Source organism: Bacillus sp. AK128, assembly GCF_053903075.1.
Genome location: NZ_CP096379.1, coordinates 1,445,064 through 1,471,381 on the forward strand (window position 1 = coordinate 1,445,064; position 26,318 = coordinate 1,471,381).

At 38.0% G+C, this 26,318-nt stretch carries 31 protein-coding genes and 1 riboswitch; of the genes, 28 read left to right on the forward strand and 3 right to left on the reverse strand.

From position 1 onward, the window contains the following. Window positions 1–70: 70 nt before the first annotated feature. The 19 genes from fur to lysA all read left to right on the forward strand — a co-directional run bounded on the left by fur (window position 71) and on the right by lysA (window position 16,178). A complete protein-coding gene (gene fur / locus M1D60_RS06955; RefSeq protein ID WP_456278438.1) occupies window positions 71–529 on the forward strand; it encodes a ferric iron uptake transcriptional regulator in 459 nt (152 codons plus the stop codon). Between the two features lie 117 nt (window positions 530–646). Then, a complete protein-coding gene (locus M1D60_RS06960) occupies window positions 647–874 on the forward strand; it encodes a YqzK family protein (RefSeq protein WP_456278439.1) in 228 nt (75 codons plus the stop codon). A gap of 7 nt (window positions 875–881) precedes the next feature. Then, window positions 882–1,772, forward strand: a complete 891-nt coding sequence (gene xerD / locus M1D60_RS06965) for a site-specific tyrosine recombinase XerD (protein ID WP_456278440.1) — start codon at window positions 882–884, stop codon at window positions 1,770–1,772. A 230-nt stretch (window positions 1,773–2,002) separates the two neighbouring features. Further along, window positions 2,003–3,154 (forward strand): phosphopentomutase, encoded by a 1,152-nt coding sequence (gene deoB / locus M1D60_RS06970; protein WP_456279377.1) that lies wholly within the window; start codon window positions 2,003–2,005, stop codon window positions 3,152–3,154. A gap of 4 nt (window positions 3,155–3,158) precedes the next feature. Next, window positions 3,159–3,986 carry a purine-nucleoside phosphorylase gene (locus M1D60_RS06975; RefSeq protein WP_456278441.1) on the forward strand — a complete coding sequence of 276 codons (828 nt, stop codon included), beginning with the start codon at window positions 3,159–3,161 and terminating at the stop codon, window positions 3,984–3,986. After that, window positions 3,986–4,807 carry a purine-nucleoside phosphorylase gene (locus M1D60_RS06980; RefSeq protein ID WP_456278442.1) on the forward strand — a complete coding sequence of 274 codons (822 nt, stop codon included), beginning with the start codon at window positions 3,986–3,988 and terminating at the stop codon, window positions 4,805–4,807. The genes M1D60_RS06975 and M1D60_RS06980 overlap by 1 nt, the downstream gene beginning before the upstream one ends. 311 nt (window positions 4,808–5,118) lie before the next feature. Next, complete coding sequence (locus M1D60_RS06985; protein ID WP_456278443.1) at window positions 5,119–6,423, forward strand: pyrimidine-nucleoside phosphorylase; 1,305 nt, start codon at window positions 5,119–5,121, stop codon at window positions 6,421–6,423. Window positions 6,424–6,706: 283 nt separating this feature from the next. Further along, on the forward strand, window positions 6,707–7,873 hold the full coding sequence (locus M1D60_RS06990; RefSeq protein ID WP_456279378.1) for a D-alanyl-D-alanine carboxypeptidase family protein: 1,167 nt from the start codon (window positions 6,707–6,709) through the stop codon (window positions 7,871–7,873). Window positions 7,874–7,981: 108 nt separating this feature from the next. Continuing rightward, window positions 7,982–8,332 carry an anti-sigma F factor antagonist gene (gene spoIIAA, locus M1D60_RS06995; protein WP_456278444.1) on the forward strand — a complete coding sequence of 117 codons (351 nt, stop codon included), beginning with the start codon at window positions 7,982–7,984 and terminating at the stop codon, window positions 8,330–8,332. Window position 8,333: 1 nt separating this feature from the next. Further along, window positions 8,334–8,774 (forward strand): anti-sigma F factor, encoded by a 441-nt coding sequence (gene spoIIAB, locus M1D60_RS07000; RefSeq protein WP_456278445.1) that lies wholly within the window; start codon window positions 8,334–8,336, stop codon window positions 8,772–8,774. Window positions 8,775–8,787: 13 nt separating this feature from the next. Continuing rightward, window positions 8,788–9,546, forward strand: a complete 759-nt coding sequence (gene sigF, locus M1D60_RS07005; RefSeq protein ID WP_456278446.1) for an RNA polymerase sporulation sigma factor SigF — start codon at window positions 8,788–8,790, stop codon at window positions 9,544–9,546. Between the two features lie 187 nt (window positions 9,547–9,733). Continuing rightward, window positions 9,734–10,354 (forward strand): stage V sporulation protein AA, encoded by a 621-nt coding sequence (locus M1D60_RS07010; protein ID WP_456278447.1) that lies wholly within the window; start codon window positions 9,734–9,736, stop codon window positions 10,352–10,354. After that, a complete protein-coding gene (locus M1D60_RS07015) occupies window positions 10,344–10,766 on the forward strand; it encodes a stage V sporulation protein AB (protein WP_456278448.1) in 423 nt (140 codons plus the stop codon). Before M1D60_RS07010 ends, M1D60_RS07015 begins: the two co-directional genes overlap by 11 nt. Window positions 10,767–10,802: 36 nt before the next feature. Further along, entirely contained in the window at window positions 10,803–11,243 is a 441-nt protein-coding gene (gene spoVAC / locus M1D60_RS07020) for a stage V sporulation protein AC (protein WP_456279379.1), read from the forward strand. Window positions 11,244–11,292: 49 nt separating this feature from the next. Then, complete coding sequence (gene spoVAD, locus M1D60_RS07025; protein WP_456278449.1) at window positions 11,293–12,324, forward strand: stage V sporulation protein AD; 1,032 nt, start codon at window positions 11,293–11,295, stop codon at window positions 12,322–12,324. Beyond that, window positions 12,312–12,662 (forward strand): stage V sporulation protein AE, encoded by a 351-nt coding sequence (spoVAE, locus tag M1D60_RS07030; protein WP_456278450.1) that lies wholly within the window; start codon window positions 12,312–12,314, stop codon window positions 12,660–12,662. Before spoVAD ends, spoVAE begins: the two co-directional genes overlap by 13 nt. Window positions 12,663–12,668: 6 nt before the next feature. After that, window positions 12,669–13,253: a stage V sporulation protein AE gene (locus M1D60_RS07035; protein ID WP_456278451.1), complete on the forward strand. Its 585-nt coding sequence runs from the start codon at window positions 12,669–12,671 to the stop codon at window positions 13,251–13,253. After that, window positions 13,231–14,706 (forward strand): spore germination protein, encoded by a 1,476-nt coding sequence (locus M1D60_RS07040; protein ID WP_456278452.1) that lies wholly within the window; start codon window positions 13,231–13,233, stop codon window positions 14,704–14,706. Before M1D60_RS07035 ends, M1D60_RS07040 begins: the two co-directional genes overlap by 23 nt. A gap of 149 nt (window positions 14,707–14,855) precedes the next feature. Then, entirely contained in the window at window positions 14,856–16,178 is a 1,323-nt protein-coding gene (gene lysA / locus M1D60_RS07045; RefSeq protein WP_456278453.1) for a diaminopimelate decarboxylase, read from the forward strand. Between the two features lie 111 nt (window positions 16,179–16,289). Here the strand turns inward: lysA and M1D60_RS07050 are convergent, their stop codons facing one another. Next, complete coding sequence (locus tag M1D60_RS07050) at window positions 16,290–17,156, reverse strand: DUF1002 domain-containing protein (RefSeq protein WP_456278454.1); 867 nt, start codon at window positions 17,154–17,156, stop codon at window positions 16,290–16,292. A 321-nt stretch (window positions 17,157–17,477) separates the two neighbouring features. Here M1D60_RS07050 and M1D60_RS07055 point away from each other — a divergent pair, with 321 nt between their 5' ends. Continuing rightward, window positions 17,478–17,915, forward strand: coding sequence for a peptidylprolyl isomerase (locus M1D60_RS07055; RefSeq protein WP_456278455.1), 438 nt, complete (start codon window positions 17,478–17,480; stop codon window positions 17,913–17,915). 85 nt (window positions 17,916–18,000) lie between these two features. Beyond that, a complete protein-coding gene (locus M1D60_RS07060) occupies window positions 18,001–18,123 on the forward strand; it encodes a hypothetical protein (protein WP_456278456.1) in 123 nt (40 codons plus the stop codon). A gap of 46 nt (window positions 18,124–18,169) precedes the next feature. Here M1D60_RS07060 and fabF read toward each other — a convergent pair whose 3' ends face one another. Next, the gene (fabF, locus tag M1D60_RS07065; protein WP_456278457.1) at window positions 18,170–19,411 is read right to left on the reverse strand and encodes a beta-ketoacyl-ACP synthase II; all 1,242 of its coding nucleotides are present in this window, start codon (window positions 19,409–19,411) and stop codon (window positions 18,170–18,172) included. A gap of 272 nt (window positions 19,412–19,683) precedes the next feature. Then, a riboswitch (FMN riboswitch) is annotated at window positions 19,684–19,833 on the forward strand. Window positions 19,834–20,035: 202 nt separating this feature from the next. On the opposite strand from fabF, the gene ribD reads away from it, so the two are divergent. The 5 genes from ribD (at window position 20,036) to M1D60_RS07090 (ending at window position 24,163) form a co-directional block, all read left to right on the forward strand. After that, window positions 20,036–21,130 (forward strand): bifunctional diaminohydroxyphosphoribosylaminopyrimidine deaminase/5-amino-6-(5-phosphoribosylamino)uracil reductase RibD, encoded by a 1,095-nt coding sequence (ribD, locus tag M1D60_RS07070; RefSeq protein ID WP_456278458.1) that lies wholly within the window; start codon window positions 20,036–20,038, stop codon window positions 21,128–21,130. 4 nt (window positions 21,131–21,134) lie between these two features. Then, on the forward strand, window positions 21,135–21,785 hold the full coding sequence (gene ribE, locus M1D60_RS07075; RefSeq protein WP_456278459.1) for a riboflavin synthase: 651 nt from the start codon (window positions 21,135–21,137) through the stop codon (window positions 21,783–21,785). Between the two features lie 117 nt (window positions 21,786–21,902). Continuing rightward, the gene (locus M1D60_RS07080; protein WP_456278460.1) at window positions 21,903–23,096 is read left to right on the forward strand and encodes a bifunctional 3,4-dihydroxy-2-butanone-4-phosphate synthase/GTP cyclohydrolase II; all 1,194 of its coding nucleotides are present in this window, start codon (window positions 21,903–21,905) and stop codon (window positions 23,094–23,096) included. Between the two features lie 88 nt (window positions 23,097–23,184). Then, complete coding sequence (gene ribH, locus M1D60_RS07085) at window positions 23,185–23,655, forward strand: 6,7-dimethyl-8-ribityllumazine synthase (RefSeq protein WP_456278461.1); 471 nt, start codon at window positions 23,185–23,187, stop codon at window positions 23,653–23,655. A 124-nt stretch (window positions 23,656–23,779) separates the two neighbouring features. Then, the gene (locus tag M1D60_RS07090) at window positions 23,780–24,163 is read left to right on the forward strand and encodes a GNAT family N-acetyltransferase (protein WP_456278462.1); all 384 of its coding nucleotides are present in this window, start codon (window positions 23,780–23,782) and stop codon (window positions 24,161–24,163) included. A gap of 36 nt (window positions 24,164–24,199) precedes the next feature. On the opposite strand, the gene M1D60_RS07095 is transcribed toward M1D60_RS07090, so the two are convergent. Next, on the reverse strand, window positions 24,200–24,724 hold the full coding sequence (locus M1D60_RS07095; RefSeq protein ID WP_456278463.1) for a DUF309 domain-containing protein: 525 nt from the start codon (window positions 24,722–24,724) through the stop codon (window positions 24,200–24,202). 217 nt (window positions 24,725–24,941) lie between these two features. Here M1D60_RS07095 and M1D60_RS07100 point away from each other — a divergent pair, with 217 nt between their 5' ends. Further along, window positions 24,942–25,721, forward strand: a complete 780-nt coding sequence (locus M1D60_RS07100) for a segregation/condensation protein A (protein WP_456279380.1) — start codon at window positions 24,942–24,944, stop codon at window positions 25,719–25,721. Beyond that, window positions 25,708–26,298 (forward strand): SMC-Scp complex subunit ScpB, encoded by a 591-nt coding sequence (gene scpB, locus M1D60_RS07105; RefSeq protein ID WP_456278464.1) that lies wholly within the window; start codon window positions 25,708–25,710, stop codon window positions 26,296–26,298. The genes M1D60_RS07100 and scpB overlap by 14 nt, the downstream gene beginning before the upstream one ends. Window positions 26,299–26,318 lie beyond the last annotated feature (20 nt).

The window sequence follows — 26,318 nt, forward strand, 5'->3', positions numbered from 1 at the left end:
TTATTTTATTTTGACAGTTCCTCCACATTTGCTATAATTAGGTAGTGAACGGCGAGGGAGGGAATATACAATGGAAAATCGCATTGATCGGATAAAGAAGCATCTACACTCTTCAAGCTATAAATTAACTCCTCAGCGTGAGGCAACTGTAAGAGTGCTTCTTGAGCATGAAGAAGACCATTTAAGTGCTGAAGATGTCTACCTCCTCGTTAAGGAAAAATCTCCTGAAATTGGACTAGCAACTGTGTACCGAACATTAGAGCTTTTAACTGAGTTAAAGGTTGTAGATAAAATTAATTTTGGAGATGGCGTTTCCAGATATGATCTTAGACAAGAGGGAGCTGCTCATTTTCATCATCACCTTGTTTGTATCGAATGTGGTGCAGTGGATGAAATTCAAGAGGATCTCCTTGGAGATGTAGAGGAAATTGTAGAGCGTGACTGGAATTTTAAAATCAAAGATCATCGACTGACTTTTCATGGCATCTGTCATCGATGTACTGACAAAGAAGAAGCCGTGGAGGAATAACCTTTCAGATTTTGGAGGGTTTTTTTCTTTTTTTATAGTATAAAGATTGTCCTATCTGGCATATACCTTCTATTAGGATAGTTTAATTTTTAGATGGTTATGATTGGGGGCAAACAAATGATTACATGGCTAAAGTTAGCTTTTAATACAGTGAAAGTCTTTATCTTATTTACGGGGTGTACCATTTTATTTTATTATGGACTTATATGGATAAATCAAGAATACCAAGACTATCACAGATATGATGAGCCCGAGGGATCGGCCATTAAAGTGACTGCAATGGTATCAGAATCTGAAAACAGCTTATTAGACAGACTAAAGCTATTTTATCACTTCGGGGAGTAGAAGAAACTTGAATGATCAATTACAGGATTTCCTTCATTACTTAACAGTAGAACGTGGATTGGCAGCGAATACGCTAGAGTCCTATGAGAGAGACTTAAAGAAATATATCCAACATATAAAGGACGTTGACAAGCTTGATGCCTTAGAGTCAATTTCTAGAATACATATTCTTGGTTTCCTCAAACAATTAAAGGAATCAGGTTTATCTTCTAGAACGCTTGCTAGGCATATTGCCTCAATTCGCTCCTTTCATCAGTTTCTGTTGAGGGATAAAGCTGTATCACATGACCCATCAGTTCATGTTGAAACACCTCAACCTGAACGCACGTTACCCAAAGTACTCTCTATGAAAGAGGTTGAGCTCTTACTTGAAACTCCTAATCAAGAGACTGCGTATGGTATTAGAGACAGAGCAATGCTAGAGGTTCTATATGCTACGGGTATTCGTGTATCTGAGCTTATTGGATTGGATTTAGGTGATATCCATTTAACGATGGGCTTTTTAAGGTGCGTAGGAAAGGGCAATAAGGAACGAATTATCCCGGTTGGACGAGCTGCTTCAGAAGCATTAGAGAATTACTTGGATCGAGGAAGAGTCGAGCTAATTGGTAAAAAGACAACAGACGCCTTATTTTTAAATCACCACGGGAACCGTATTTCACGCCAAGGGTTTTGGAAAATACTAAAACGTTTAACAGCTGAAGCATCCATTAAAAAGGAGTTAACTCCACATACATTACGACATTCGTTCGCTACTCATTTGCTTGAAAATGGAGCAGACCTAAGAGCGGTTCAAGAGATGCTTGGCCATGCTGATATATCGACTACACAAATTTATACACATGTCACGAAAGCTAGAATGAAAGATGTATATAAAACCTTCCACCCACGTGCCTAGAAAAGCTATATTTTCTAGGCCTTTTCTTCTAAAAAGAGAATAATAGATTGAAGGACTTGTAACCAAACGTTATACTTTAAGTTGTCTGACCTCTGACGTTTGAAGTTAGGGAAAGTCGAAAATGTATACTATTTAATGTTATATTGGAAAATATAATGATAGTTAATGAAACCTTAGGAGGGAAGTCTTTGACTAAGAATTATCCTTATAAACGTATATTTCTGATCGTCATGGATTCGGTTGGAATAGGTGAAGCACCGGATGCCAAAGAATTTAACGATTTAGGTTCCGATACACTTGGACATATAGCCGAACATCGAAATGGACTACATATGCCGAATATGGCAAAGCTAGGAATAAGTAATATCCGTGAGATCAAGGGGATAGAGAAATCTCAAAATCCGCTTGCCTACTATACTAAAATGCAGGAAGCATCCAATGGAAAAGACACCATGACAGGACACTGGGAGCTTATGGGGTTACATATAAAAACACCTTTTAGAACCTTTCCAGAAGGATTTCCACCTGAGCTTATTCAACAGCTTGAAGAGCATACCGGTAGAAAGGTGATCGGAAATAAACCTGCTTCAGGTACTGAAATCCTCGATGAGCTTGGGCAGGAACATATCGAGACGGGTGCTTTAATTGTGTACACATCTGCTGATTCTGTTTTGCAAATAGCTGCACATGAAGAGATTATACCGATTGAAGAACAATATCAAATTTGTGAGTTTGCACGAAAAATCACATTAGATGAAAAGTATATGGTTGGTCGAATTATAGCTAGACCGTTTCTAGGTGAGCCAGGTAATTTTAAAAGAACTGCAAATCGTCATGATTATGCATTAAAACCATTTGGTAGAACCGTAATGAACGAATTAGCAGATCACCAGTTTGATGTGATTGCGATCGGTAAAATCTCCGATATTTATGACGGAGAAGGGGTAACACAAACATTACGTACTAAATCCAATATGGATGGAATGGATCAACTAGTTCAAACACTTCAAGCAGATTTTACTGGTTTGAGCTTTTTAAATTTGGTTGATTTTGATGCATTATTCGGACATAGAAGAGATCCAGAAGGGTATGGTCAAGCACTTGAGGAGTATGATGCTAGGTTACCAGAGGTTTTTAACTATTTAAAAGAGGATGACCTTTTAATCATAACAGCTGATCATGGAAATGATCCGACCCATCCAGGAACAGACCATACGAGAGAATATGTGCCATTGCTAGTATACAGTCCTTCATTTAATCAAACGGGTGAATTACCAATCCGTATGACCTTTGCGGATGTTGGTGCCACTATCTCTGATAACTTCCAGGTTCCAATGCCGGAACATGGAACAAGCTTTTTAAAAGAAATAATAAAGGGGTAATCATATGGAGAAATCAGTGGTTGAACAATCGGCTAATTATATTAAAGAAAAGCTAGACAAAACACCCAAAGTAGGTCTCATTTTAGGTTCGGGACTTGGGGTTTTAGCAGAAGAAATAAAAAATCAAATTACAATACCTTATCATGAGATCCCAGAATTCCCTGTATCAACAGTAGAAGGACATGCTGGACAATTGGTGATTGGAGACCTAGAAGGTGTTCAAGTGGTAGCCATGCAGGGGCGTTTTCATTTTTATGAAGGATATAGTCTTCATAAGGTAACCTTCCCTGTTCGAGTGATGAAGGAAATTGGAGTAGAGACGGTAATTGTCACAAATGCAGCTGGTGGAGTAAACACCGCTTTTAACCCAGGTGATCTGATGCTTATCACGGATCATATTAATAATATGAGCCAAAACCCACTAATAGGAAAAAATGATCCGGAATTTGGGGTTCGTTTTCCTGATATGTCAAATGCTTATTGTCCAGAGCTTCAAAAGAAGGCCAAAGCAGTAGCAAGTAAACTAGGAATCGATTTAAAAGAAGGAGTCTATCTTGGCAATACCGGCCCTTCATATGAGACACCTGCAGAAATTCGTATGATTCGAAAGCTTGGCGGGGATGCAGTTGGTATGTCAACTGTACCTGAGGTAATTATTGCAAGACATGCAGGCTTACGTGTGTTGGGGATCTCATGTATATCCAATATGGCTGCTGGAATTTTAGATCAGCCACTTACTCATGATGAGGTAATGGAAACAACAGCTCTGGCAAAAGCAAGTTTTCTCTCACTTGTAAAAGAGGTTGTTAAGGAAATAGGAGGAACGAATTAATGGAGAACATACTAGTTAAAATGAAGGAAGCTGTTACTTACATAGAAGAACAAACAAAACTTAAGCCAGAGTTCGGTTTAATACTAGGCTCAGGTTTAGGTGAACTAGCAGATGAAATTGAAGAAGCGGTCAAAATAGATTATGAAAACATCCCTAATTTTCCAGTATCAACAGTAGAAGGCCATGCTGGAAAGCTAGTAGTCGGAAAGCTAAAGGGTAAAGCAGTGATCGCTATGCAAGGAAGATTCCATTTTTATGAAGGCTATTCGATGCAGGAGGTAACTTTTCCGGTCCGTGTAATGAAGGGATTAGGGGTACACTCCATTGTTGTAACCAACGCTTGTGGTGGTATGAATAAGGAATTTGAACCTGGAGATTTAATGTTAATTGAAGATCATTTAAATATGACTGGTGGTAATCCTTTAATAGGACCTAATGAGTCTGAGCTAGGACCTCGTTTCCCAGACATGAGCCGTGCTTATACGAAAGCTTATATTGAGACAGCAAAAGAAGTGGCAAAAAATCTTGATATTAAAGTTCAAAAAGGCGTTTACGCTGGAATTACAGGACCAACCTATATGACTCCTGCAGAGCTAATCATGCTTCGAAATCTAGGAGCGGATACGATTGGTATGTCGACAGTACCAGAAGTAATTGTAGCAAGTCATATGGGAGTAAAGGTACTTGGAATCTCTTGTATCACAGATATGGCAATTGGCGAAGAACTAGAACCTTTAACACATGAACAAGTAGTGGAAGTAGCAAACCGTGCAAAACCAAAGTTCATTAAGCTGGTAAAGGAATTCCTTGCGACGGTTTAATACGAAATGGAAAGGGCTATTATGGCCCTTTCTTTCGTAAAATGAATCTTTGAAATTGATGAAAGCAACACTAAAAATTAGCAAGGTCTTTTTGTTAACAAGTCTTGATAAATTTTAAAAAACAGGCTCTTTTCGAAAGATTGTTGCTATTTGTAAAGCTCTTTGTTAAAACATAGAGTTGATTGGAGCGGAAGCGAGTGCCTGTAGAGGAAATCAGCGGACCCAATACAAATTTATTTTTTGTTAAAATATCAACAAAGTATGAGAAAACAGCCTGTAAATAGAATCTTTTTACTAAAGGATGATGAACGATGAGAATGGTAGATTTGATTCAGAAGAAGCGCGATGGTATTTCACTATTAAAAAAAGAGATAGATTTTATTATCCAAGGCTACACAAACGGCGATATTCCCGATTATCAAATGAGCGCGTTTGCAATGGCTGTATTTTTTAAAGATATGAGTAGCCAAGAGCGAGCAGATTTAACGATGGCCATGGTCGAATCAGGTGATCAAATTGACTTAACCATGATTGAAGGAATGAAGGTTGATAAACATAGTACAGGTGGAGTAGGCGACACCACGACTCTTGTATTAGGTCCTCTCGTAGCATCCGTTGGTGTACCTGTAGCTAAGATGTCTGGAAGAGGGCTAGGTCATACAGGAGGCACCATCGATAAGCTAGAGGCAGTAGCAGGATTTAATGTAGAGATTACCAATGAGAAATTTGTCTCACTAGTCAACCAACATAAGCTAGCAGTGATCGGTCAAAGTGGAAATTTAACTCCAGCTGATAAGAAGCTGTACGCACTTCGTGATGTAACAGCAACTGTTAACACGGTTCCTCTTATTGCGAGCTCCATTATGAGTAAAAAAATTGCAGCAGGTGCAGATGCAATTGTATTAGATGTGAAAACCGGTGCTGGAGCATTTATGAAGGATCTAGATGATGCGAAGGTCTTAGCAAAAGCAATGGTTGAAATCGGCAATAATGTTGGACGTAAAACAATGGCTGTCATTTCTGATATGAGTCAGCCATTAGGATTTGCTATCGGGAATGCGTTAGAAGTAAAAGAAGCAATCGATACATTGCAAGGAAAAGGACCACAGGATTTAGAAGAATTATGCTTAGTATTAGGAAGTCATATGGTCTGTTTAGCAGAAAAAGCAGAAACTCTTGAAGAAGCAAGAGAGCTCCTTTCCAATTCCATAAAATCCGGGCAGGCATTATCCACATTCAAGACCTTCTTAGAGAATCAAGGTGGTGATGGTTCAGTCGTGGACGATCCAACCAAACTTCCTACTGCTACGCATATCATAGAGGTTCAAGCAGAGCAGGCAGGTTATGTTGCTGAAATTATTGCAGATGAAATGGGAACTGCTGCCATGAAGCTAGGTGCTGGCCGTGCAACCAAGGAATCTGAGATTGACTTAGCTGTCGGTCTTGTTCTAAATAAGAAAATTGGTGACCACGTAGAGATTGGTGAATCGCTCGTCACAATCCACAGTAATCACGAAAAAATAGACGATATTAAGAATAGCGTCTTATCAGCAATTAAACTTGTTCAAAATCCAGTCGAAGCTCCAACACTCATATACGATACTATTACATCATAAGCTAGTGCTTAACAAAGCCATAAATCTCAGCTCAACTTAGAGATTTATGGCTTTTTCTTTCTAAAAAAGAGCGGTTTATAAACATCTGATTAATACGATTGGAGAGTAAAAACAAGCGGTCAAGTTATTAATATTAATAGAGCCGAGTAGTCAAAAAGGATGAGGTGTTTACTTCATTCTTTTTTGTTTGGAAATTAATTTTTCGTTATTTTACTTAAAGTTGTATAAATGTCCTTTTATTGGTAAAAATGTCATCTATAAAGAATGGAGGGGTTCTGTAATGATAAAACAATTTTTACACCGAATCGTATATATGACATTAGCTTTATCATTGATATTTCCTGCTTTAACAATGGCTGAGGAATCACAGGTAGAATTAGCAGAAAAAGCAAAATCAGCAATTTTAATTGAAAGAGATACTGGAACAATTCTTTATGACAAAAACAGTGATGAGAAGCTTCCACCTGCTAGTATGACAAAGATTATGACGATGCTTTTAATTATGGAAGCGATTGATAGTGGAAGTATTACTCTTGATGAAAAAATTCGCACAAGTGAGTACGCTGCTTCAATGGGTGGGTCGCAAATATTCCTTGAAGCAGGCGAGGAAATGACGGTCGAGGAGATGCTAAAAGGAATCGCAATCGCTTCGGGTAATGATGCTTCGGTGGCAATGGCAGAAAGAATTGCCGGATCTGAAGAGGCGTTCGTTAAGATGATGAACGATAAAGTAAAGGATCTTGGATTGAAGAATACCAACTTTATGAATCCAACAGGACTTCCTGCAGAAAACCATTTTAGTACAGCTCAAGATATGGCGTTAATGGCAAAGGAATTATTAAAATACGATTTAATCACAAAATTTACAAGCTTATACGAGGATTACCTACGTCAAGATACCGATAAGAAGTTTTGGTTAGTTAACACCAATCGTTTAGTGAAATTTTATCCGGGGGTAGATGGTTTAAAAACTGGTTACACGAGTGAAGCAAAATACTGTTTAACAGCTACTGCTAAAAAAGACAATATGCGTGTTATAGCTGTCGTAATGGGAGCCCCAACTCCAAAAGACCGAAATGCACAGGTTACCAAGATGCTCGATTATGCATTCAGTCAATACAAGACACATCCTTTACTAGATCGAGCTGCTGTTGTAGGAAAAACAAAAATAAGCAAAGGAAATACAAAGTATGTGGATGTAGTAACATCGGAAAGTATTTCAGTACTAACTAAAAAAGGTGAAAACATTGATGATGTAACACAAGAGGTTGTATTAAATGAGAATGTAAAGGCACCTGTTAAAAAAGGTGATGAGTTAGGGAAATTAATCATTAAGAGAAGTGATAAAAATATTGTCGAAAGCCCGATTTTAGCAGCTGAGGATGTTGAAATGGCGAATTGGTGGCAATTATTTAAACGTTCAGTCGGTTTATTCACGAAGACTTCCTAATATGTTGACTAATTTAGGCGAATTACCACTAGTTTTGTCATCTTGAAGGAATTCAAAATACAAATAGCGAAATGACTCACTAGCCTAAGAATTAAGGAGGAATTAAAAGTGAGTCTTTCGATTGACTTAGAAATTAAACACAGCGTACTTTGCATCCGACTAGCAGGTGAATTAGATCACCATACGGCTGAAGAGTTAAGGGCAAAGGTAACAGCGTCCCTTGAAAAAAATAATATCAATCATATCATCTTAAATTTAGAGCAATTATCCTTTATGGATAGCTCTGGTCTAGGAGTCATTTTAGGAAGATATAAGCAAATCAAGAATGCAGGTGGAGAAATGGTAGTTTGCGCAATTTCTCCTGCTGTAAAACGATTATTTGATATGTCAGGACTGTTTAAAATTATCCGTCTTGAGGAAAATGAAGAATTTGCACTTGTTACATTGGGGGTGGCGTAACATGAAAAATGAAATGCACCTTCAATTTTCCGCATTAAGTCAAAATGAATCTTTTGCTCGTGTAACGGTTGCGGCCTTTATTGCGCAACTAGATCCAACTATGGATGAATTAACGGAAATTAAAACAGTTGTTTCAGAGGCTGTTACCAATGCAATTATCCATGGCTATGAAAATAATCCAGATGGTGTCGTTTATATTTCAGTTGTTTTAGATGAGCATACCGTACATTTAACTATTCGAGATAATGGGATTGGGATTTCTGATATTGAAGAAGCGCGTCAGCCGTTGTTTACTACAAAACCAGAGCTTGAACGTTCTGGAATGGGCTTTACCATTATGGAAAACTTTATGGACCATTTTGAGCTTGAATCTCATGAAACAAACGGTACAACCATCCGCTTGACTAAGCATTTAACGAAGAGCAAAGCGCTTTGTAACTAAGGGAGAACTGTATATGGATGTGGAGGTCAAAAAAGAAAAGAACGAAACATACTTAAAGGATCATGAGGTCAAGGATTTAATCAAGCGAAGTCAGCTTGGCGAGCAAGGAGCGAGAGATTTAATCGTTCAAAAAAATATGCGTTTAGTTTGGTCAGTGGTCCAACGCTTCTTAAATAGAGGATATGAACCAGATGATTTATTTCAAATAGGGTGTATTGGATTATTAAAATCCGTCGATAAATTTGACTTATCGTATGATGTTAAATTTTCAACCTACGCTGTCCCTATGATCATTGGAGAAATTCAACGTTTTATAAGGGATGATGGAACAGTCAAGGTAAGTAGATCGCTCAAGGAATTGGGCAATAAAATTCGAAAAGCTAGAGATGAACTTTCAAAAATTCATGGAAGAGTTCCGACAATCACAGAGATTGCTGAACGTTTGGAGATATCTCCAGAGGATGTGGTTCTAGCTCAAGAAGCAAGTCGAGCACCATCATCAATTCATGAAACAGTTTATGAAAATGATGGAGATCCAATTACTCTTCTAGATCAAATCGCAGATGATACAGAAACAGGATGGTTTGATAAGATTGCATTGAAAGAGGCCATTCGAGATCTAGATGAGCGGGAAAGATTGATCGTTTATCTGAGATATTACAAGGACCAAACTCAATCGGAGGTAGCCACTAGATTGGGCATATCTCAGGTCCAAGTGTCACGACTTGAAAAGAAAATATTGCAACAAATGAAGGACCGAATGGGCGTATAGCCTGTTTGGTCTTTTTTTGTTGATATAGACGAAATAGGAATTGTGCAATTATTTCTAGTTTGGTGCAATTAGCATCGATTTTGACGCAATTATTTGTTGATGTTGGTACAAATACCCAAGCATTAGAGAAAGGTGTAACATGCATACTAATTGTTACAAGGAAATTCTTGTGTAGGATGTGATATCGATGGAAGAAACTCTATATTTAAGGATGCGTCACAAGATAAAGGTTATGCCGAATCACACGGTTACCATCGGTGATCTTGCTCAAATTATTTCTACTGATTCGTTAAAAAAGGTAATCGGTGAAAAAATTGTGTATCACATCAATATGAGTGATAAAAATATCGTAATAATTGACGTGATGACAGTCATTGATAAAATTTATTCGCTTTTTCCGAATGTCGATATTCAAGTAACCGGTTCCTCCCAAACCATTGTAGAAATTGAATATAAAAAGCGTAATTTCTCTCCAATATTTTTTGTTGGCGTCTGGTTATTGCTTTTTGTTGGGGCTGGTTTAGCCATCATGAATTTCCATGAGGATGTTAGTATGCGAGAGGTCCATAAGCGAATTTACTACATCATTACAGGGGAAGAAGTAGAAAAGCCATTATTTTTACAGATTCCCTATTCTATTGGCCTTGGTCTTGGAATGGTTTTATTTTTCAATCATTTATTTAGGAAGAGAATTAATGAAGAGCCCAGCCCATTAGAAGTCGAAATGTTTAATTACCAGCAGGATTTGGATCGATATGTGAGTATGACAGAAAATAAAGAAAGCACTAAAAAGCTGCATGATCATTGAGATGTTTCTTACACTATTTATCGGGCTTGCTGGTGGGTTAGCGGTCGGAGCTGGCTTGGTTGCTTTTTTAACAGTGCTAGGAATTATTCCAAGACTAACACAGTTAACAAAAACGATAAAGTTTATCCAAGCCTACGAATGGGCGATCATCCTCGGTGCAGTAACAGGTGGAGTGTTAAGCTTACGAGATCATAGCTTTAATATATCTGGCTGGTGGACCATGCCAATTGGACTTTTATGTGGGGTGTTTATAGGAATGCTAGCGGCAGCCTTAACTGAAGTGGTTAACGTATTACCAATCCTAACGAAAAGAATAGGTGTATTTGATAAAATCATTATTCTCGTAATGGCGATTGTGCTAGGGAAGGTACTTGGCTCATTATTCCATTGGATTTATTATGTTGATCTATAGAAGGGAGTGTACCACCAAGTGACAGCTGGCTCGAAAATGAAAGATGATTATCTAAACCAGATTAGAAAATTTCAGCCTAAGCCCCCTTATATATCTAATGGTATAAAAGCATTTTTAGTAGGTGGATTTATTTGTACAGTGGGTCAGGGAATACAAAATTTTTTTATTACCTTCTTTAATTTCACTGAAAAAACAGCAGGGAGCCCAACAATTGCGACGTTAGTTCTGATTTCATCCATACTTACTGGACTTGGTGTTTATGATAAAATCGGCCAGTTCTCAGGTGCTGGATCGGCTGTCCCAGTTACAGGGTTTGCGAATTCTATGACTAGTGCAGCCTTAGAGCACCGTAGTGAAGGAATCGTCTTAGGAATTGCCACTAATATGTTCAAATTAGCAGGAAGTGTCATCGTTTTCGGGGTAGTAGCAGCCTATGTTATTGGTGTGATTCGATACTTGATTAACTTTATTTTTTAGTGGAGAACTAGCAACTTGACTCTCAGCAAGAATGACCAGGAGGACGAGTATGAAACTTACTGGCGGCCAAACATGGAATTTTAAAGATGACATTTATGTTCAATCAGTCGGTACAGCTGTCGGTCCTAAGGAGTCTGAAGGTCCATTAGGTGAGTATTTTGATCATTGTTACAAAGATCTTTATTGCTTACAAGATAATTGGGAATTGGCTGAGCGGCATCTCATGTCTCAATCCATAGAGACTTGCCTATCTAAGGCTAGTCTGACTGCTAAGGATGTAGATTTATTTCTAGCGGGTGATCTATTAAATCAAAATGTAACTGCTAATTATGTGGCTCGCATGCAAGCAATGCCTTTTCTATGTATGTTTGGAGCTTGTTCCACTTCTATGGAAACATTGGCAGTAGGCTCGGCTCTTATAGATGGAGGCTTCGCAAATCATGTTCTTGCAGCAACTAGTAGTCACAATGCCACAGCAGAGCGACAATTTAGGTATCCAACCGAATATGGCGGACAAAAGCCTGATACCGCCACATTTACTGTAACGGGTGCAGGAGCAATTCTTATTGGAAAAAGAAGAAGCCCCGTTAAAATCACGAGTGCTACGATTGGTAGAGTGGTTGATTATGGAGTGAAAAATCCATATGATATGGGCTCTGCGATGGCGCCAGCGGCAGCGGATACCATTCAACAGCATCTTAAGGATTTAAATCGAAAGCCTGATGATTATGACTTAATCGTAACAGGAGACTTATCAGGTATTGGTTCTCCCATTTTAAGGGAGCTCTTGAAGGAAGAGGATATTGATATTTCTGGTATCCATAATGATTGTGGACTCCTGATTTTCAGACCGGATCAAGAGGTTTTTGCTGGAGGAAGCGGATGTGCATGTTCTGCTGTTGTAACATTTAGTTATTTGTTAGATCAATTGAAGCAGAAAAAATACAAGCGTATTTTAGTGGTTGCAACCGGAGCGTTACTAAGCCCTGTTATGATTCAGCAGAAAGAAAGTATCCCTACGATTGCTCATGGTGTTGTATTTGAAGCTGTGCAAGAAGGTGACCAAACGTGGAATATTTAATGGCCTTTGTAGTTGGAGGATTTATTTGTGTAATTGGCCAAGTCCTATTAGACTTTGCCAAGCTTACACCGGCACACGTAATGAGTATTTTTGTAGTAGCAGGGGCAGTACTTGATGGTTTTGGTCTCTATGATCGGTTAATAGAGGTAGCTGGTGCAGGTGCAACTGTTCCGATTACAAGCTTTGGACACTCTTTATTACACGGCGCGATGCAGCAGTCAGAGGACCACGGTTTCATTGGGATAGGGATTGGTATCTTTGAATTAACATCTGCCGGAATCTCATCAGCGATATTATTTGCATTTTTAGTAGCAATAATTTTTAAACCGAAAGGATAAGGATTCATGGAACAAAAGAGAAGGGTTATTCTAGTGACAGATGGAGATGAATATGCACATAAAGCTGTTCAACATGCTGCAGCTCAGTTTGGGGGAAGATGTATTTCTCAATCACAAGGGAACCCCTCTCTATTAACTGGACAAAAACTTGTTCAGCTAATCTTAAAAACTCCATATGATCCTGTGTTTGTATTATTTGATGATTGCGGGTATATAGGTGAGGGTGCTGGAGAGCGGGCATTGTTATATGTAGCAAATCATCAGCAAATTGACGTGTTAGGTGTAATTGCTGTTGCTTCTAAATCACATCATGACGAATGGGCCAAAGTAGACGTATGTATAGACCGGTTTGGTGAATTGACAGAGTTTGGCATAGATAAATACGGTCTAAAGGAACTAGATATAGGGAGAATAAATGGTGATACGGTTTATTGTCTGGATCAACTAGAAGTTCCCATTAAAGTCGGTGTAGGTGATATTGGAAAAATGGCAGGTAAAGATGACTTGAAAAAAGGCTGTCCGATTACCTTAAAGGCTGTCGAGATTATCCTAGAAAGGAGTGGATACTATGACCGAGCAAACTCAGAATAAAAAGCCCATTTCTCCAGTTCTGGAGGAAAATGAAAGATACTTTAAAGAGAGAGTTGGAATGGGTACCACTTTTGATATAGGCATCAGAAAATTTAAAGTGGTTGATGTCGATGTGCACATGCTCTTTTTAACAGGGCTTAGTGATACCCAATTTATTTTAACTATTCTAAAGCAGGTTCAAGCTATTGATGAGAAAGAAAACCCAAAGAAAGATCCTGTCAAGGTTATTGAAGAACATATTAACCATCAGCAAGTTGCTAAGGTTAAAAACTTAGATGAAGTGACTGATAAACTTCTATCTGGACTTATAGTATTTTTAATTGAAGGAGAGAATGAGGGTCTTGCAGTTGATGTTCGTAGTTATCCTGGAAGAACACCTCAAGAGCCTGATACGGAAAAGGTTATAAGAGGTGCAAGAGATGGTTTTACTGAAAATATTATAGTTAATACAGCGCTGATTAGAAGAAGATTGCGTGACGAACGTTTACGGCATGAGATATTACAAGTAGGTGAACGGTCAAAAACGGACGTGTGTATTGCCTATCTGGATGATGTAGCGGACCCAGGGCTGGTTAAAGTAATTAAAAAAGAAATAAAAGGAATTGAAACAGACGGATTAACGATGGCAGATAAGACAGTCGAAGAATTTTTGGTGAAGCAAGGGTATAATCCATATCCTCTAGTACGTTATACAGAAAGACCGGATGTAGCAGCTTCTCACTTACTTGAGGGCCATGTTATTATATTGGTCGATACGTCTCCGAGTGTAATTCTAACTCCGACAACATTGTTTCACCATGTACAACATGCCGAGGAGTATCGTCAAGCACCTGCTGTTGGAACATTCATCAGATGGGTTAGATTTATTGGGATTTTTGCGTCATTATTCTTATTACCACTGTGGTTGTTATTGGTTTTAGAACCACATCTATTACCAGATCCATTAGACTTTATTGGGCCCAATGAATTGACAAGCATTCCAATAATCGTACAATTATTTCTAGCAGAGGTTGGGATTGAGTTTTTAAGGATGGCGGCCATTCATACTCCGACTCCATTATCAACTGCCATGGGGTTAATAGCTGCAGCACTAATTGGACAAATAGCAATTGACGTAGGGTTATTCGTTCCAGAAGTCATTTTGTATGTTGCTATTTCGGCAATAGGTTCCTTTGCAACACCAAGCTATGAGCTGGGTATTGCTAATAAAATTTCAAAACTCATCATGTTAATTTTTGTCGCAGTGTTCCATGTACCAGGGTTTGTAATAGCAGTAACTCTATATATCCTGTTACTAGCAAGTATAAAATCTCTGAACACGCCATACTTATGGCCGTTCCTACCTTTTGAACCTGTTGCATTCCTGAAGATATTAGTGAGATCATCGGTACCAGGATCAAAATTACGTCCTAGTATTGTCCATCCACAAAATAAGAGAAGAACACCTTCTTAACTTATTGCACGTACCTTTTAATTATGATACAGTTTGTTTTAATAGCTAAAGTATCTAAACAGTTAATAGCCATTGCTATTAGCTGTTTTTTATAATATTCTTTTTAAATAGTGGATGACGTATATATAAATAGGAATGAGGAGAAGATTATGTTTTTTCACGGAACGAGTACAGTAAATGAAAAAGGCCATTTACAAATTGGTGGAGTGGACACAATTACTCTTGCAAAAGAATATGGGACACCTTTATATGTGTATGACGTAGCATTGATTAAAGAGCGTGCTCGTGGGTTCCGTAAGACATTCGAAGAGTTAAATATAAAAGCACAGGTTGCTTATGCAAGCAAAGCATTTTCTTCCATTGCCATGTTTCAGCTTGTCGAAGAAGAGGGACTGAGCTTAGATGTAGTATCTGGTGGAGAGCTATATACAGCTATTGCAGCAGGATTTCCAGTTGACCGAATCCATTTTCATGGAAATAACAAAAGCCCTTACGAAATCCAAATGGCATTAGAGGCTGGTATCGGCTGTTTCGTTGTGGACAACTTTTATGAACTTTCTCTATTAGAAGATATTTGTCGAAGCCTGCAGAAGAAAACTCAAATATTAATTCGTGTAACACCTGGTATTGAAGCACACACGCATGACTATATTCTGACAGGTCAAGAGGATTCTAAGTTTGGCTTTGATTTACAAAGTGGTCAAGCGGACGAAGCAATTAAATTAATTAACACCTTTGAATATGTTGAATTACTAGGGATTCATTCTCATATAGGCTCACAAATCTTTGAAACAAAAGGATTTGTAATGGCAGCTGAAAAGTTATTTGAAAAAATGAAAGCCTGGAAGGATGAACTAAGCTATATCCCTAAGGTTGTCAATCTAGGAGGAGGCTTTGGAATCCGCTATACAGCAGAAGATGATCCGATTCCAGTTTCTCAATATGTGATTGAAATAGTGGATGCTGTAAAGGCAAAGGTTAAGGAACTTGGAATTGATATGCCGGAAATTTGGATTGAGCCAGGTCGCTCCTTAGTTGGGGATGCTGGGACCACCCTATATACAGTTGGATCTCAAAAAGAAGTTCCTAATGTTCGTAAATACGTTGCGATTGATGGTGGGATGAGCGATAATATTCGCCCTGCCTTATATGAAGCGAAATATGAGGCGATCCTAGCCAACCGTGTCAATGATAATAAAGAAGAAACAGTTTCAATAGCAGGTAAATGCTGTGAATCAGGTGATATGCTAATTTGGGATATTGATCTACCTAAAGCTACTGCAGACGATATTCTTGCCGTTTTCTGCACAGGTGCATACGGATACTCAATGGCAAATAACTATAACAGAATTCCTCGCCCTGCTGTTGTGTTTGCTGAAGAAGGAAAAGCTGAGCTTGTTGTGAAACGCGAGACTTATGAGGACTTAATTAAACTTGATGTGCCCCTCAAGCAGGCATTAAACCAAAAATAGTAGATATAATTAAGCTTAAAGCCCACTAGAAACCTGATTCTAGTGGGTTTTTAATGGTTCGAAAAGTAACCATAAAAAAAGAAGAGGAATCCCCTCTTCTCTGTTTACACATTAACTAAATAATGAGCGAATTGCGTCAAAAACACTAGCAATAAAATCTTGCAGTCTTGTTAAAAAGGTTTGTCCTTCTTCTGATTGTAGGAAGGTTGTTAGCTTTTCTTTTGCGATGTTTAACTGCTCTCCAACTTGATTCCAGTCGATATTTAACTCTTTCATTTTATTAAAAAGGGCAATAAGACTATTAATATCTTCTTCTGTTAAAGTAAGCCCAAGCTCTGCAGCAGCAGCCTCAATAATTGCTCGTAAGTCAGCATCCGTTTGTGGGGCATTTTTTGCAATTTCTTCTTTTATGCTGGCCATCAGTGCAGCAGCTTCTTCTGTTCCAAGCTTATCACCAAGTTCTGCTGTTTTAACCATTTCTTCATTTGCTACTTTTTTAACGTCCTCAGGTATTACCTGGTCAGAAGATAATTCATAGGCTTTTAATAGACCTGTAAGTGCAGCCGTTCCAGACACTTGAAAAGGTGCTGTAATGTAAATGGTGGCATCCTTAACACCTGCTGTAATCAGTGCATTTGTATACATATCCTCCGTTACCCAAGTGATATTATGTGCTTCAACCTGCAACCCCGCCTCGGGTTCCGCGATGGTAATGATTGAGGAGGAAATAGCCTTAGTACCAATTTGGGCTTTTGGAATATAGTCTCCTAAATATTTATGCTCTTCATCGTTTGAAACAGTAATAATTTCAACACCCTCTGGTGCTTCCATTTCTGATAGCAAGGCTTGCTTTTGTTCCTCAGTAAGATTTTCTCCTAATGTTACAACCTGATCTCCTACAACTGCATCTGCTAGCGCAACAACTGGAAGAGTAAATAGCGAAACTAAAACAAGTAAAATAGAAAAATGCTTTTTCAAGGAAAATCTCTCCTTTCAAATAATAACGCCTATATAGTATATACACTGAATGGGACAAAATATAAACCATTATTTTCATATCATATAAAAAATAGTTAGAAATTACCATTATTTGTAAAGTAATCTCTGATCTTATAGGTTGGATTGTTTAAAGTAGAAAGTGGACGCAATAATAGTATAACCGAAAGAAACACCTGAAAATATTTCAGGAGTTCCATAAATCAAGCAATACTTGTCGATTATTTTCTTTTTGCTTTCGTTTGTCGTATACTTAAGAAGTATGATTTTACATATTTGACGTTTGAAAGGAGTTCATTACATATGAGCAAATACGCTGTTATTGATTTAGAAAAAGGTGGACAAGTTAAAATTGAATTATTTCCTAATGAAGCACCTGGAACTGTTGAGAACTTTGAATCGTTAATCAATAAAGGGTTCTATAACGGATTAAACTTCCACAGAGTCATTCCAGGATTTGTTGCACAAGGTGGTTGTCCAGATGGCAGAGGTACTGGTGGTCCTGGTTATACAATCAAGTGTGAAACGGAAGGAAACCCTCATAAGCATGAGCGCGGTTCTTTATCAATGGCTCACGCTGGTAAAGATACAGGTGGAAGTCAGTTCTTCATCGTATTCGAACCACAACCTCACTTAAACGGAGTTCATACCGTGTTTGGTAAAGTAGTGGAAGGTATGGAATATGTGGATGATATCCAACAAGGCGACAAAATGAAGGAAGTAAAAGTAATAGAAGAGTAATATTGGTATCCCCTCATTTTGAGGGGATATTTTATTTTTAATGACTAAAACTATGGGAGATTGAACTGAAAAGGAGAGATCTTACATGGCAAAACGTAATGAAAAAACATCTAAAGAGGTTGACCAAAAAGCGATTGTTAATGAAAAAGCTAAACATGAGAATGAACATATTCGTCATGTTGGCCCAGTGGGTGTGCCTAAACAATAAATACGTATACAGAAAAAGATGTGGGACTAAACCCACATCTTTCTATTTAATTTTCATATTTTCGGAAGGCTAATGTAACATTATGTCCACCAAATCCTAATGAGTTGGATAATACGGTAGTAACAGTAGACTGCTTACTTTGATTTGGAACATAATCCAAATCTAAATCCTCATCAGGTGTTTCGTAATTAATAGTTGGTGGGATGATTTGATCTCTGATCGATAGTAAAGAAAATAATGCCTCAATGGCCCCAGCTGCACCTAGTAAATGTCCTGTCATTGATTTAGTAGAACTAATAGACAGCTGATAAGCATGTTCCCCAAAAACTTCTTTAATGGCTCTCGTCTCATATAGATCATTATAATAGGTACTGGTTCCATGTGCATTTATATAATCTACTTCATTTGGAGAAATTCCAGCTTCTTCTATAGCAAGTTTCATAGCGCGTTGTCCGCCCTCACCATTTGGTGCCGGTGTTGTGATATGGTAGGCATCTCCTGTAGCGCCATACCCAATTATTTCACCATAGATATTCGCTCCACGAGCCTTTGCATGCTCCAACTCTTCTAGGATAAGGATACCAGCACCTTCTGCAATGACAAAACCATCACGGTTCTTATCAAATGGTCGACTTGCCGTGTCAGGATTAGCATTAGTTGATAAGGCTGTCATATTTGTGAAGCCTGCAATAGTCATTTCAGTAATAGCAGCCTCTGTCCCACCAGAAATCATGGCATCTACCACTCCATTTTGAATGGCCCGATAAGCATCTCCAATCGAGTTGGCACCAGAGGCACAAGCCGTTACTGAGCAATTATTAATTCCCTTTGCGCCTAATTCAATCGAAACACGTCCAGAAGCAAGATCCGGAATCAGCATAGGAATTATAAACGGACTGACACGCCTTGGACCTTTATCAAGGAATTTTTTATGTTGTTCCTCAAACTCACCCAAGCCACCAATTCCAGAACCAATCCAAACACCAACACGTTCAGGGGCAATATTTTGACCAATGGAAAGGCCAGAATCAAGAATAGCCATCTTACTCGCAGCGACAGCAAACTGTGTAAAGCGGCCCATTCTTTTTGCTTCTTTTCCATCCATAAATTCCTCAGGTGAAAAATCTTTCACTTCTCCTGCAACCTTTACCGCAAATTGTTCACAATTAATTCTTGTAATAGGGGCAATACCAGATATACCACTTTTTATATTTTCCCAGGTAGATTCAATATGGTTTCCAAGTGGAGTAACTGCTCCGATTCCTGTAATGACAACTCGTTTCTTCATATCATTGCCTCCTTATTTTTACAAATAGTTAGCCCTAACTAGGATTAGTAGAATTAAAAAGGAAGACTAATCAAAGCGAGCAAGCAAATAAACAATTATGTATGTACTAAATCAGACCCTCTACTAAACTACTACCATTATATAGCAATTAAGAACAGTCGGGAAGGTGGCCAGACCAATTTTTCTTGTATCATTTTAAATTCCAAGCTGTAAACTAGACAATAAACCTTTCAAATATGCTATAATGGAAAAAATTAAATATAACCAATTATGAAATCCTTCGGGGCAGGGTGAAATTCCCTACCGGCGGTAACGAATGAATTTAATTCGAAGCCCGTGAGCGCTTTTTTACTTTTTGATAAGAGTGCTGATTTGGTGAAAATCCAAAGCCGACAGTATAGTCTGGATGGGAGAAGGATGTAGGAATACGTAAAAGGTAATTCCCTAGTAGTAGGGAATATTCTGTCCGTATACCCTTTTTTCAATTTTTAAATGAAAAAAGGGATTATTAAGGCTGAACTCATACAAACCTTCAAAACGTGTATACATACATCACCCTTAGGATCTCGTCCTAAGGTTTTTTTATTTTTAGGGGCATAGAAATGGCTCTTAGGAGGAGTTAATATGAATGATCAGGATTACATGAGATTGGCATTGACACTCGCTCAAAGTGTAAAGGGACAAACTAGTCCCAATCCTCCAGTTGGGTCAGTCATTGTTAATAATGGCCGAATCGTTGGAATGGGAGCTCATTTAAAGGCTGGTGAAGGTCATGCTGAAGTTCAAGCAATTAAAATGGCGGGAGACCTTGCAGAAGGTTCAACTGCATATGTCACATTAGAGCCTTGTAGCCATTTTGGTAAGACCCCGCCCTGTGCTGATTTATTAATTACTCATAAAGTAAAGAGAGTTATCATTGCAACGAAGGATCCGAATCCTTTAGTAGGTGGAAAGGGAATCGAAAGACTAAGGAAAGCGGGTCTTGATGTCGAGGTTGGAATTTTACAAGAAGAAGCCAATGAAATATATGATATGTTTTTTCATTACATATCCACAAAGACGCCGTATGTTACCTTGAAAACAGCCGTGACTCTTGATGGTAAAACAGCTACAACAACAGGGAGTAGTAAGTGGATAACAGGTCCTGAGGCAAGAGAGGATGTCCATCGCTATCGCCATTTACATGATGCTATCTTAGTGGGGGTTAATACCGTTATTAAAGATGATCCTAGTTTGACCACTCGCTTAACTGGCGGTGGTGTTCATCCGATTCGAATTGTGTTGGATCATCAATTAAAAACACCGTTAACCTCCAAAATACTAAATGATGGTTTAGCTGAAACATGGATTATTACGACCTCTTTTGTAACGGAAAAACAGAAGGATCCTTTCCTGTCAAAAGGAATAAAATTAATACAGTTGCAGGAAGAAAGAATTTCCATTAGAAGTGTATTATCTACTTTAGGTGAGCATTCCATTACGTCTCTTTTTGTAGAGGGTGGCTCAGAGGTTAATGGAAGCTTCATGATAGAACAGGCTTATAATCAAGTTATAACCTATATTGCTCCAAAGCTTGTTGGAGGGAAACTAGCACCTGGTTTTATTGGTGGCGAAGGAATCCTTGAAATGAAGGACGCCCATCAGTTAACAATCAAATCGATTGATCAGCTTGGTGAGGACCTTAAAATAATCGCAGTTCCGCATGACGGAAAGAGGTGACAGCATGTTTACTGGTATAATCGAAGAAATTGGTACGGTTGATCAAATGGTACAGCAAGGAGAAGCAATCGTACTAACATTACAAGCGAAAAAAGTGTTAGAGGATGTCCATCTTGGAGATAGTATCTCAGTAAATGGAGTATGTCTAACAGTTACATCTTTTACAAATAATAAATTTACTGTAGATATTATGCCCGAAACAGTAAGAGCAACCTCGCTTCAAACGTTACAAAAAGGGTCTTCTGTTAATCTAGAAAGAGCGATGGCGGCAAATGGCAGATTCGGTGGTCATTTTGTATCAGGACATGTTGATGGAATCGGAACAATCCGAAAAAAAACAAGAGTGTCTAACGCTGTATATTATGAAATTGAAGTTCCAGAAGATCTAAGGCGTTTTATCTTATTAAAAGGTTCCATTTGTGTAGACGGTACAAGTCTAACTGTATTTGGTACAACAGATAAAACCTTTACAATCTCTCTAATTCCCCATACTTTAAACGAAACCATTCTCGGACAAAAAGGTGTGGGAGATATTGTAAACCTAGAATGTGATATGTTGGCTAAATATATAGAACAATTCGTATTTTTAAGAGAAAAGGAAGCGAAATCCTCTGGGATGTCCGAAAGCTTTTTAAGAGAGCATGGTTATTTATAACGAAAACTTTTGCCGTTGTAATGCGAGCATTTCTGTTCGGAATAAACACTCTCTTAGAAAATAGCAACATAGTTTACTAAATGAGCCTAACTTAAAGACGATAGGGGATGGATATATATGTTTGACCGTATAGAAGAAGCCATTTACGAATTAATGCAAGGAAATGTCGTCATTGTTTGTGATGATGAAGATCGAGAGAATGAAGGAGATTTTGTTGCACTAGCAGATAAAACAACTCCTGAAGTTATTAATTTCATGATTAAGCATGGTCGGGGATTAGTATGTGCACCGATTACACAAGAAACCGCGACAAAACTAGATTTAGCTCCTATGGTTGGTCAGAACACCGACCCACATGGTACGGCCTTTACAGTTAGTGTAGATTACAAAACAACGACAACAGGAATTAGTGCCCATGAACGTTCAGAAACGATTAGACGACTAATCGATCCTGATACAAAGGCAGCTGATTTTAAACGCCCTGGACACATATTTCCGCTTATAGGAAAAGATGGAGGGGTTTTAAGAAGAGCAGGACATACTGAAGCTGCGATTGACCTTGCTCGTTTATGCGGCTCTGAACCGGCTGGAGTCATTTGTGAAATCATTAAAGAAGATGGTTCAATGGCGCGTGTCCCAGATTTGCGTCAAATTGCGGATGAATTTGATTTAAAAATGATTACGATTAAAGATCTTATCGCTTATAGAAGAAAAAAGGAAAAGTTAGTCACCAGAGAAGTGGAGATAAAGCTTCCAAGCGAATTTGGTGAATTTAAGGCAATTGGTTATACGAACGTGTTAGATAACCAGGAGCATGTTGCCCTTGTAAAGGGAGAAATTACAGAGGATACACCAGTATTAGTTCGTGTACACTCTGAGTGCTTGACTGGAGATGTGTTCGGATCATATCGGTGTGACTGCGGCCCGCAATTACATGCTGCGCTAACACAGATTGAAACAGAAGGTAATGGAGTACTTTTATATATGCGCCAAGAAGGTAGAGGTATTGGCTTAATTAATAAAATGCGTGCTTATAAGCTTCAGGAAAAGGGCTATGATACAGTAGAGGCCAATGAACAACTTGGTTTTGCACCTGATCTTCGCGATTACGGAATTGGTGCACAAATACTTCAGGACTTAGGAATTAAGAAAATGAAGCTATTGACCAATAATCCAAGAAAAATTGCGGGATTAGAGGGCTATGGACTTGAGGTAGTAGACAGAGTTCCAATTCAATTGCCTTCAAAGAAAGAAAATGAGGGTTACTTAAAGACAAAACATGAAAAATTAGGTCACATGTTACATTTTTAAACCCGTTTTGAATGATTGCACTAAAAAATGGCTTTAGGTATGATAATAAAATAAATACAAACAAGTAACTACTAGGAGATGAGTATAAATGGGTAACGTATTTGAAGGGCATTTAATTGGTACTGGGTTAAAGGTTGGAATTGTTGTAGGAAGATTCAATGAGTTTATTACAGGTAAGCTTTTAGGTGGAGCACAGGATGCACTTAAAAGACACGGACTACAAGAAGCTGATGTGGATATTGCTTGGGTACCAGGTGCATTTGAAATTCCATTAATTGCTAAGAAAATGGCAGATTCAAAAAAGTATGATGCAGTGATTACTCTTGGTACGGTCATTCGTGGTTCTACACCTCATTTTGATTATGTTTGTAGCGAAGTAGCAAAAGGTGTTTCCGCAACAACGATGCAATCAGGAATTCCGGTTATTTTTGGTGTATTAACCACGGATACAATTGAGCAAGCGGTTGAGCGTGCAGGTACAAAAGCCGGAAACAAGGGCTGGGAAGCAGCAGTTTCAGCTATAGAAATGGCAAATTTAACTCGCTCTTTCCAAGATTAATGTTTAAAAGGGTAGAACTTAAGTAATAATAGATTTTAGGTGTTATAGATTTTATTACCCAAAATTAATTATTTTCTGTTATAATCTATCCATCAGAATGTTATTTTAGTTATGAGGGGTTACTATGCTAATTCGATATAAGAAAAGTTTTGAGAAAATTGCAATGGGACTTCTTTCTTTTATGCCTACAGAGAAGGAATTAAAAAAACTCCAACTGTCTATGAAGCAGTATGAGAATGAAGAAAACTGGCAATTATTTCTTTGGAAAGAAGAAGACATTATCGGGATCATAGGAGTATCCTTCATAGACGAGAACAATCTCGAAATTCATCATATTTGTGTGAATCCTTCCCACCGACATCAAGGAATTGGTAAGAAAATGGTGCGAGCACTAAAGGATCTATTACCTAACAAAACAATTATACCGACAGAACATACTGCGCCATTCTTTGAAAAATGTGATCAAGCTAATGATGTTCTAGAGGACGATAACAATAATGAATCATAAAAAAGGCTGTCTACTATGACAGCCTTTTTAAATGTCTTATTTTCTTGATCTGCTTTTAAGCTCCTTTTGCCGTAAACGTTCTTCAATAACATCTCTTCGGTTTCGTAACGTATGTTTATTAAGAAGGTATTGATCTTCAAGGTTACTATGAGTTCCCCATACCAAATGCCTCACTTTACATTCTTTTTGACATTCAGAAAGTAAGTGTCGGTCTTTTATGGGTAAAGAGATACTTGAATAGGGTTGTTCAATTTCAATCTCAGTTATTCGATCATCTAGTATTTGTAAGAGCTCATCATAATCAAGGCCGAGCTTTTTAACAGCAGCCTCCTCATTTTTTAGAATGATCGATGCATTTTTCATCATTTTTAAGGATCCTTTAAAGTTGCCTCTTCTTTGATGGTAAAGAGAAACGGCAATCTGTATAAGGGCTACCCAATGAATTTTTCGATTTCCTTGATCATCCTCTTTCCAATATTCCTCTAGCACTTCATGACATTCAAAGTAATCTCGGTCCCCATGAAAGTGAACTAAATAATCGATATACGCTTGTGGATACATCTTCTCACCCTTTAAAGCTATTTGACATGAATTTTTCTATCTGTAGTGTATCATGAAAAAATGCTCGGGGAAAATTCCCAGTTACCAAATTAAATCCAAGTTTTTCTATATAAAATTATATTGGACTAGCTTATAATATCGACTATACTAATTATATCTTGAAGTTTCTGCGTCGTATGGAAACTGATCAAAAGTGGATGGAAATAATAATGGTGGGATGATAGTGCAACAATATAGTGTAAAGCTAGATGCATTTGAAGGTCCTTTAGACCTCTTGTTGCATTTAATTAATCGATATGAAATAGATGTATACGATATTCCAATGGCTGAGCTAACGGAGCAATATTTATTATACATATACGCCATGCAAGAATTGCAGCTTGATATAGCAAGTGAATATTTAGTCATGGCTGCAACCTTATTAGAGATTAAAAGTAAGCTTCTTCTACCTAAGCAAGAGGAAGAATTATTTGATGAGGATATGGATTTGGATATGGAAGAAGATCCTCGAGATGAACTCATGGAACGACTTATTGAATATCGTAAATATAAAGAAGCCGCAGAGGATTTGAAAAATTTAGAGGAAGAACGTGGACAAATGTTCACAAGAGCTCCTAGCGACCTAAGTGAGTATGCGACTGAGGCAGAAGAGAAGGTAAATCTAGACGTCAATATTTATGATATGCTGGGTGCTTTTCAAAAGCTACTTCGTCGGAAAAAACTTCAAAAACCATTACAAACCAGAATTACTCGACAAGGAATTCCAATCGAGGTAAGAATGGAACAAATTATCCAGGAGTTAACCTCCCTTAAAGTTAATGAGAAGAAGAACTTTTTAGATTTATTTCCGTATGAGGATAAAGAGCATATTGTAGTAACCTTTTTGGCATTGCTTGAACTAATGAAGTCAGATGCCATTCATATGGAACAAACTCAAAATTTCTCGGCAATTTTTCTTTCTCTAAAGAAAGGAGAACCTTACGATGGACATTCATAATTGGAAGGCTATTATTGAAGGCTTACTGTTTGCAGCTGGTGATGAAGGCCTAACTATTAAACAGCTATCAACCGTTCTTGAACTACATGTTGAAACACTTGAGGATATAATGAACGAAATGAAAATAGAATATGAAGGAGATTCCAGAGGAATTAGAATAATTGAGATAGCTGATGCGTATCAATTAGCAACAAAGAAAGAGCATGCTCCTTATTTTAAAAAGCTAATGGAAAATCCTTCAAGTCAAACCTTATCACAGGCAGCTCTTGAAACGCTAGCAATTGTGGCGTATAAACAGCCAATTACTCGAGCTGAAATTGAAGATATTCGTGGTGTAAAAACAGATCGACCGATTCAAACCTTAGTAGGCAAGCTTTTAATCAAGGAAGTGGGTAGAGTAGAAGGAACTGGCCGTGCGATCTTGTACGGTACAACAAAAGAGTTTTTAGATTACTTTGGCTTAAAGTCAGTGGAGGAACTTCCTAAATTACCAGAAAATACAACGGATGATTTTGTTCAAGAAGAAGCAGATCTATTTTTTGAAAAATTTGCAGAAGCTTTTGAAGATCTCCCATAAAGTTATGGTAAGATGGAACA

What these genes read in the sequence shown, in the direction of transcription:
- fur (WP_456278438.1), top strand. Translation starts at nt 71, where the DNA reads ATGGAAAATCGCATTGATCGGATAAAGAAGCATCTACACTCTTCAAGC.
- M1D60_RS06960 (WP_456278439.1), top strand. Translation starts at nt 647, where the DNA reads ATGATTACATGGCTAAAGTTAGCTTTTAATACAGTGAAAGTCTTTATC.
- deoB (WP_456279377.1), top strand. Translation starts at nt 2,003, where the DNA reads ATGGATTCGGTTGGAATAGGTGAAGCACCGGATGCCAAAGAATTTAAC.
- M1D60_RS06975 (WP_456278441.1), top strand. Translation starts at nt 3,159, where the DNA reads ATGGAGAAATCAGTGGTTGAACAATCGGCTAATTATATTAAAGAAAAG.
- M1D60_RS06980 (WP_456278442.1), top strand. Translation starts at nt 3,986, where the DNA reads ATGGAGAACATACTAGTTAAAATGAAGGAAGCTGTTACTTACATAGAA.
- M1D60_RS06985 (WP_456278443.1), top strand. Translation starts at nt 5,119, where the DNA reads ATGAGAATGGTAGATTTGATTCAGAAGAAGCGCGATGGTATTTCACTA.
- spoIIAB (WP_456278445.1), top strand. Translation starts at nt 8,334, where the DNA reads ATGAAAAATGAAATGCACCTTCAATTTTCCGCATTAAGTCAAAATGAA.
- sigF (WP_456278446.1), top strand. Translation starts at nt 8,788, where the DNA reads ATGGATGTGGAGGTCAAAAAAGAAAAGAACGAAACATACTTAAAGGAT.
- M1D60_RS07010 (WP_456278447.1), top strand. Translation starts at nt 9,734, where the DNA reads ATGGAAGAAACTCTATATTTAAGGATGCGTCACAAGATAAAGGTTATG.
- M1D60_RS07015 (WP_456278448.1), top strand. Translation starts at nt 10,344, where the DNA reads ATGATCATTGAGATGTTTCTTACACTATTTATCGGGCTTGCTGGTGGG.
- spoVAC (WP_456279379.1), top strand. Translation starts at nt 10,803, where the DNA reads ATGAAAGATGATTATCTAAACCAGATTAGAAAATTTCAGCCTAAGCCC.
- spoVAD (WP_456278449.1), top strand. Translation starts at nt 11,293, where the DNA reads ATGAAACTTACTGGCGGCCAAACATGGAATTTTAAAGATGACATTTAT.
- M1D60_RS07035 (WP_456278451.1), top strand. Translation starts at nt 12,669, where the DNA reads ATGGAACAAAAGAGAAGGGTTATTCTAGTGACAGATGGAGATGAATAT.
- M1D60_RS07040 (WP_456278452.1), top strand. Translation starts at nt 13,231, where the DNA reads ATGACCGAGCAAACTCAGAATAAAAAGCCCATTTCTCCAGTTCTGGAG.
- lysA (WP_456278453.1), top strand. Translation starts at nt 14,856, where the DNA reads ATGTTTTTTCACGGAACGAGTACAGTAAATGAAAAAGGCCATTTACAA.
- M1D60_RS07055 (WP_456278455.1), top strand. Translation starts at nt 17,478, where the DNA reads ATGAGCAAATACGCTGTTATTGATTTAGAAAAAGGTGGACAAGTTAAA.
- M1D60_RS07060 (WP_456278456.1), top strand. Translation starts at nt 18,001, where the DNA reads ATGGCAAAACGTAATGAAAAAACATCTAAAGAGGTTGACCAAAAAGCG.
- fabF (WP_456278457.1), bottom strand. Translation starts at nt 19,411, where the DNA reads ATGAAGAAACGAGTTGTCATTACAGGAATCGGAGCAGTTACTCCACTT.
- ribD (WP_456278458.1), top strand. Translation starts at nt 20,036, where the DNA reads ATGAATGATCAGGATTACATGAGATTGGCATTGACACTCGCTCAAAGT.
- ribE (WP_456278459.1), top strand. Translation starts at nt 21,135, where the DNA reads ATGTTTACTGGTATAATCGAAGAAATTGGTACGGTTGATCAAATGGTA.
- M1D60_RS07080 (WP_456278460.1), top strand. Translation starts at nt 21,903, where the DNA reads ATGTTTGACCGTATAGAAGAAGCCATTTACGAATTAATGCAAGGAAAT.
- ribH (WP_456278461.1), top strand. Translation starts at nt 23,185, where the DNA reads ATGGGTAACGTATTTGAAGGGCATTTAATTGGTACTGGGTTAAAGGTT.
- M1D60_RS07090 (WP_456278462.1), top strand. Translation starts at nt 23,780, where the DNA reads ATGCTAATTCGATATAAGAAAAGTTTTGAGAAAATTGCAATGGGACTT.
- M1D60_RS07095 (WP_456278463.1), bottom strand. Translation starts at nt 24,724, where the DNA reads ATGTATCCACAAGCGTATATCGATTATTTAGTTCACTTTCATGGGGAC.
- M1D60_RS07100 (WP_456279380.1), top strand. Translation starts at nt 24,942, where the DNA reads ATGATAGTGCAACAATATAGTGTAAAGCTAGATGCATTTGAAGGTCCT.
- scpB (WP_456278464.1), top strand. Translation starts at nt 25,708, where the DNA reads ATGGACATTCATAATTGGAAGGCTATTATTGAAGGCTTACTGTTTGCA.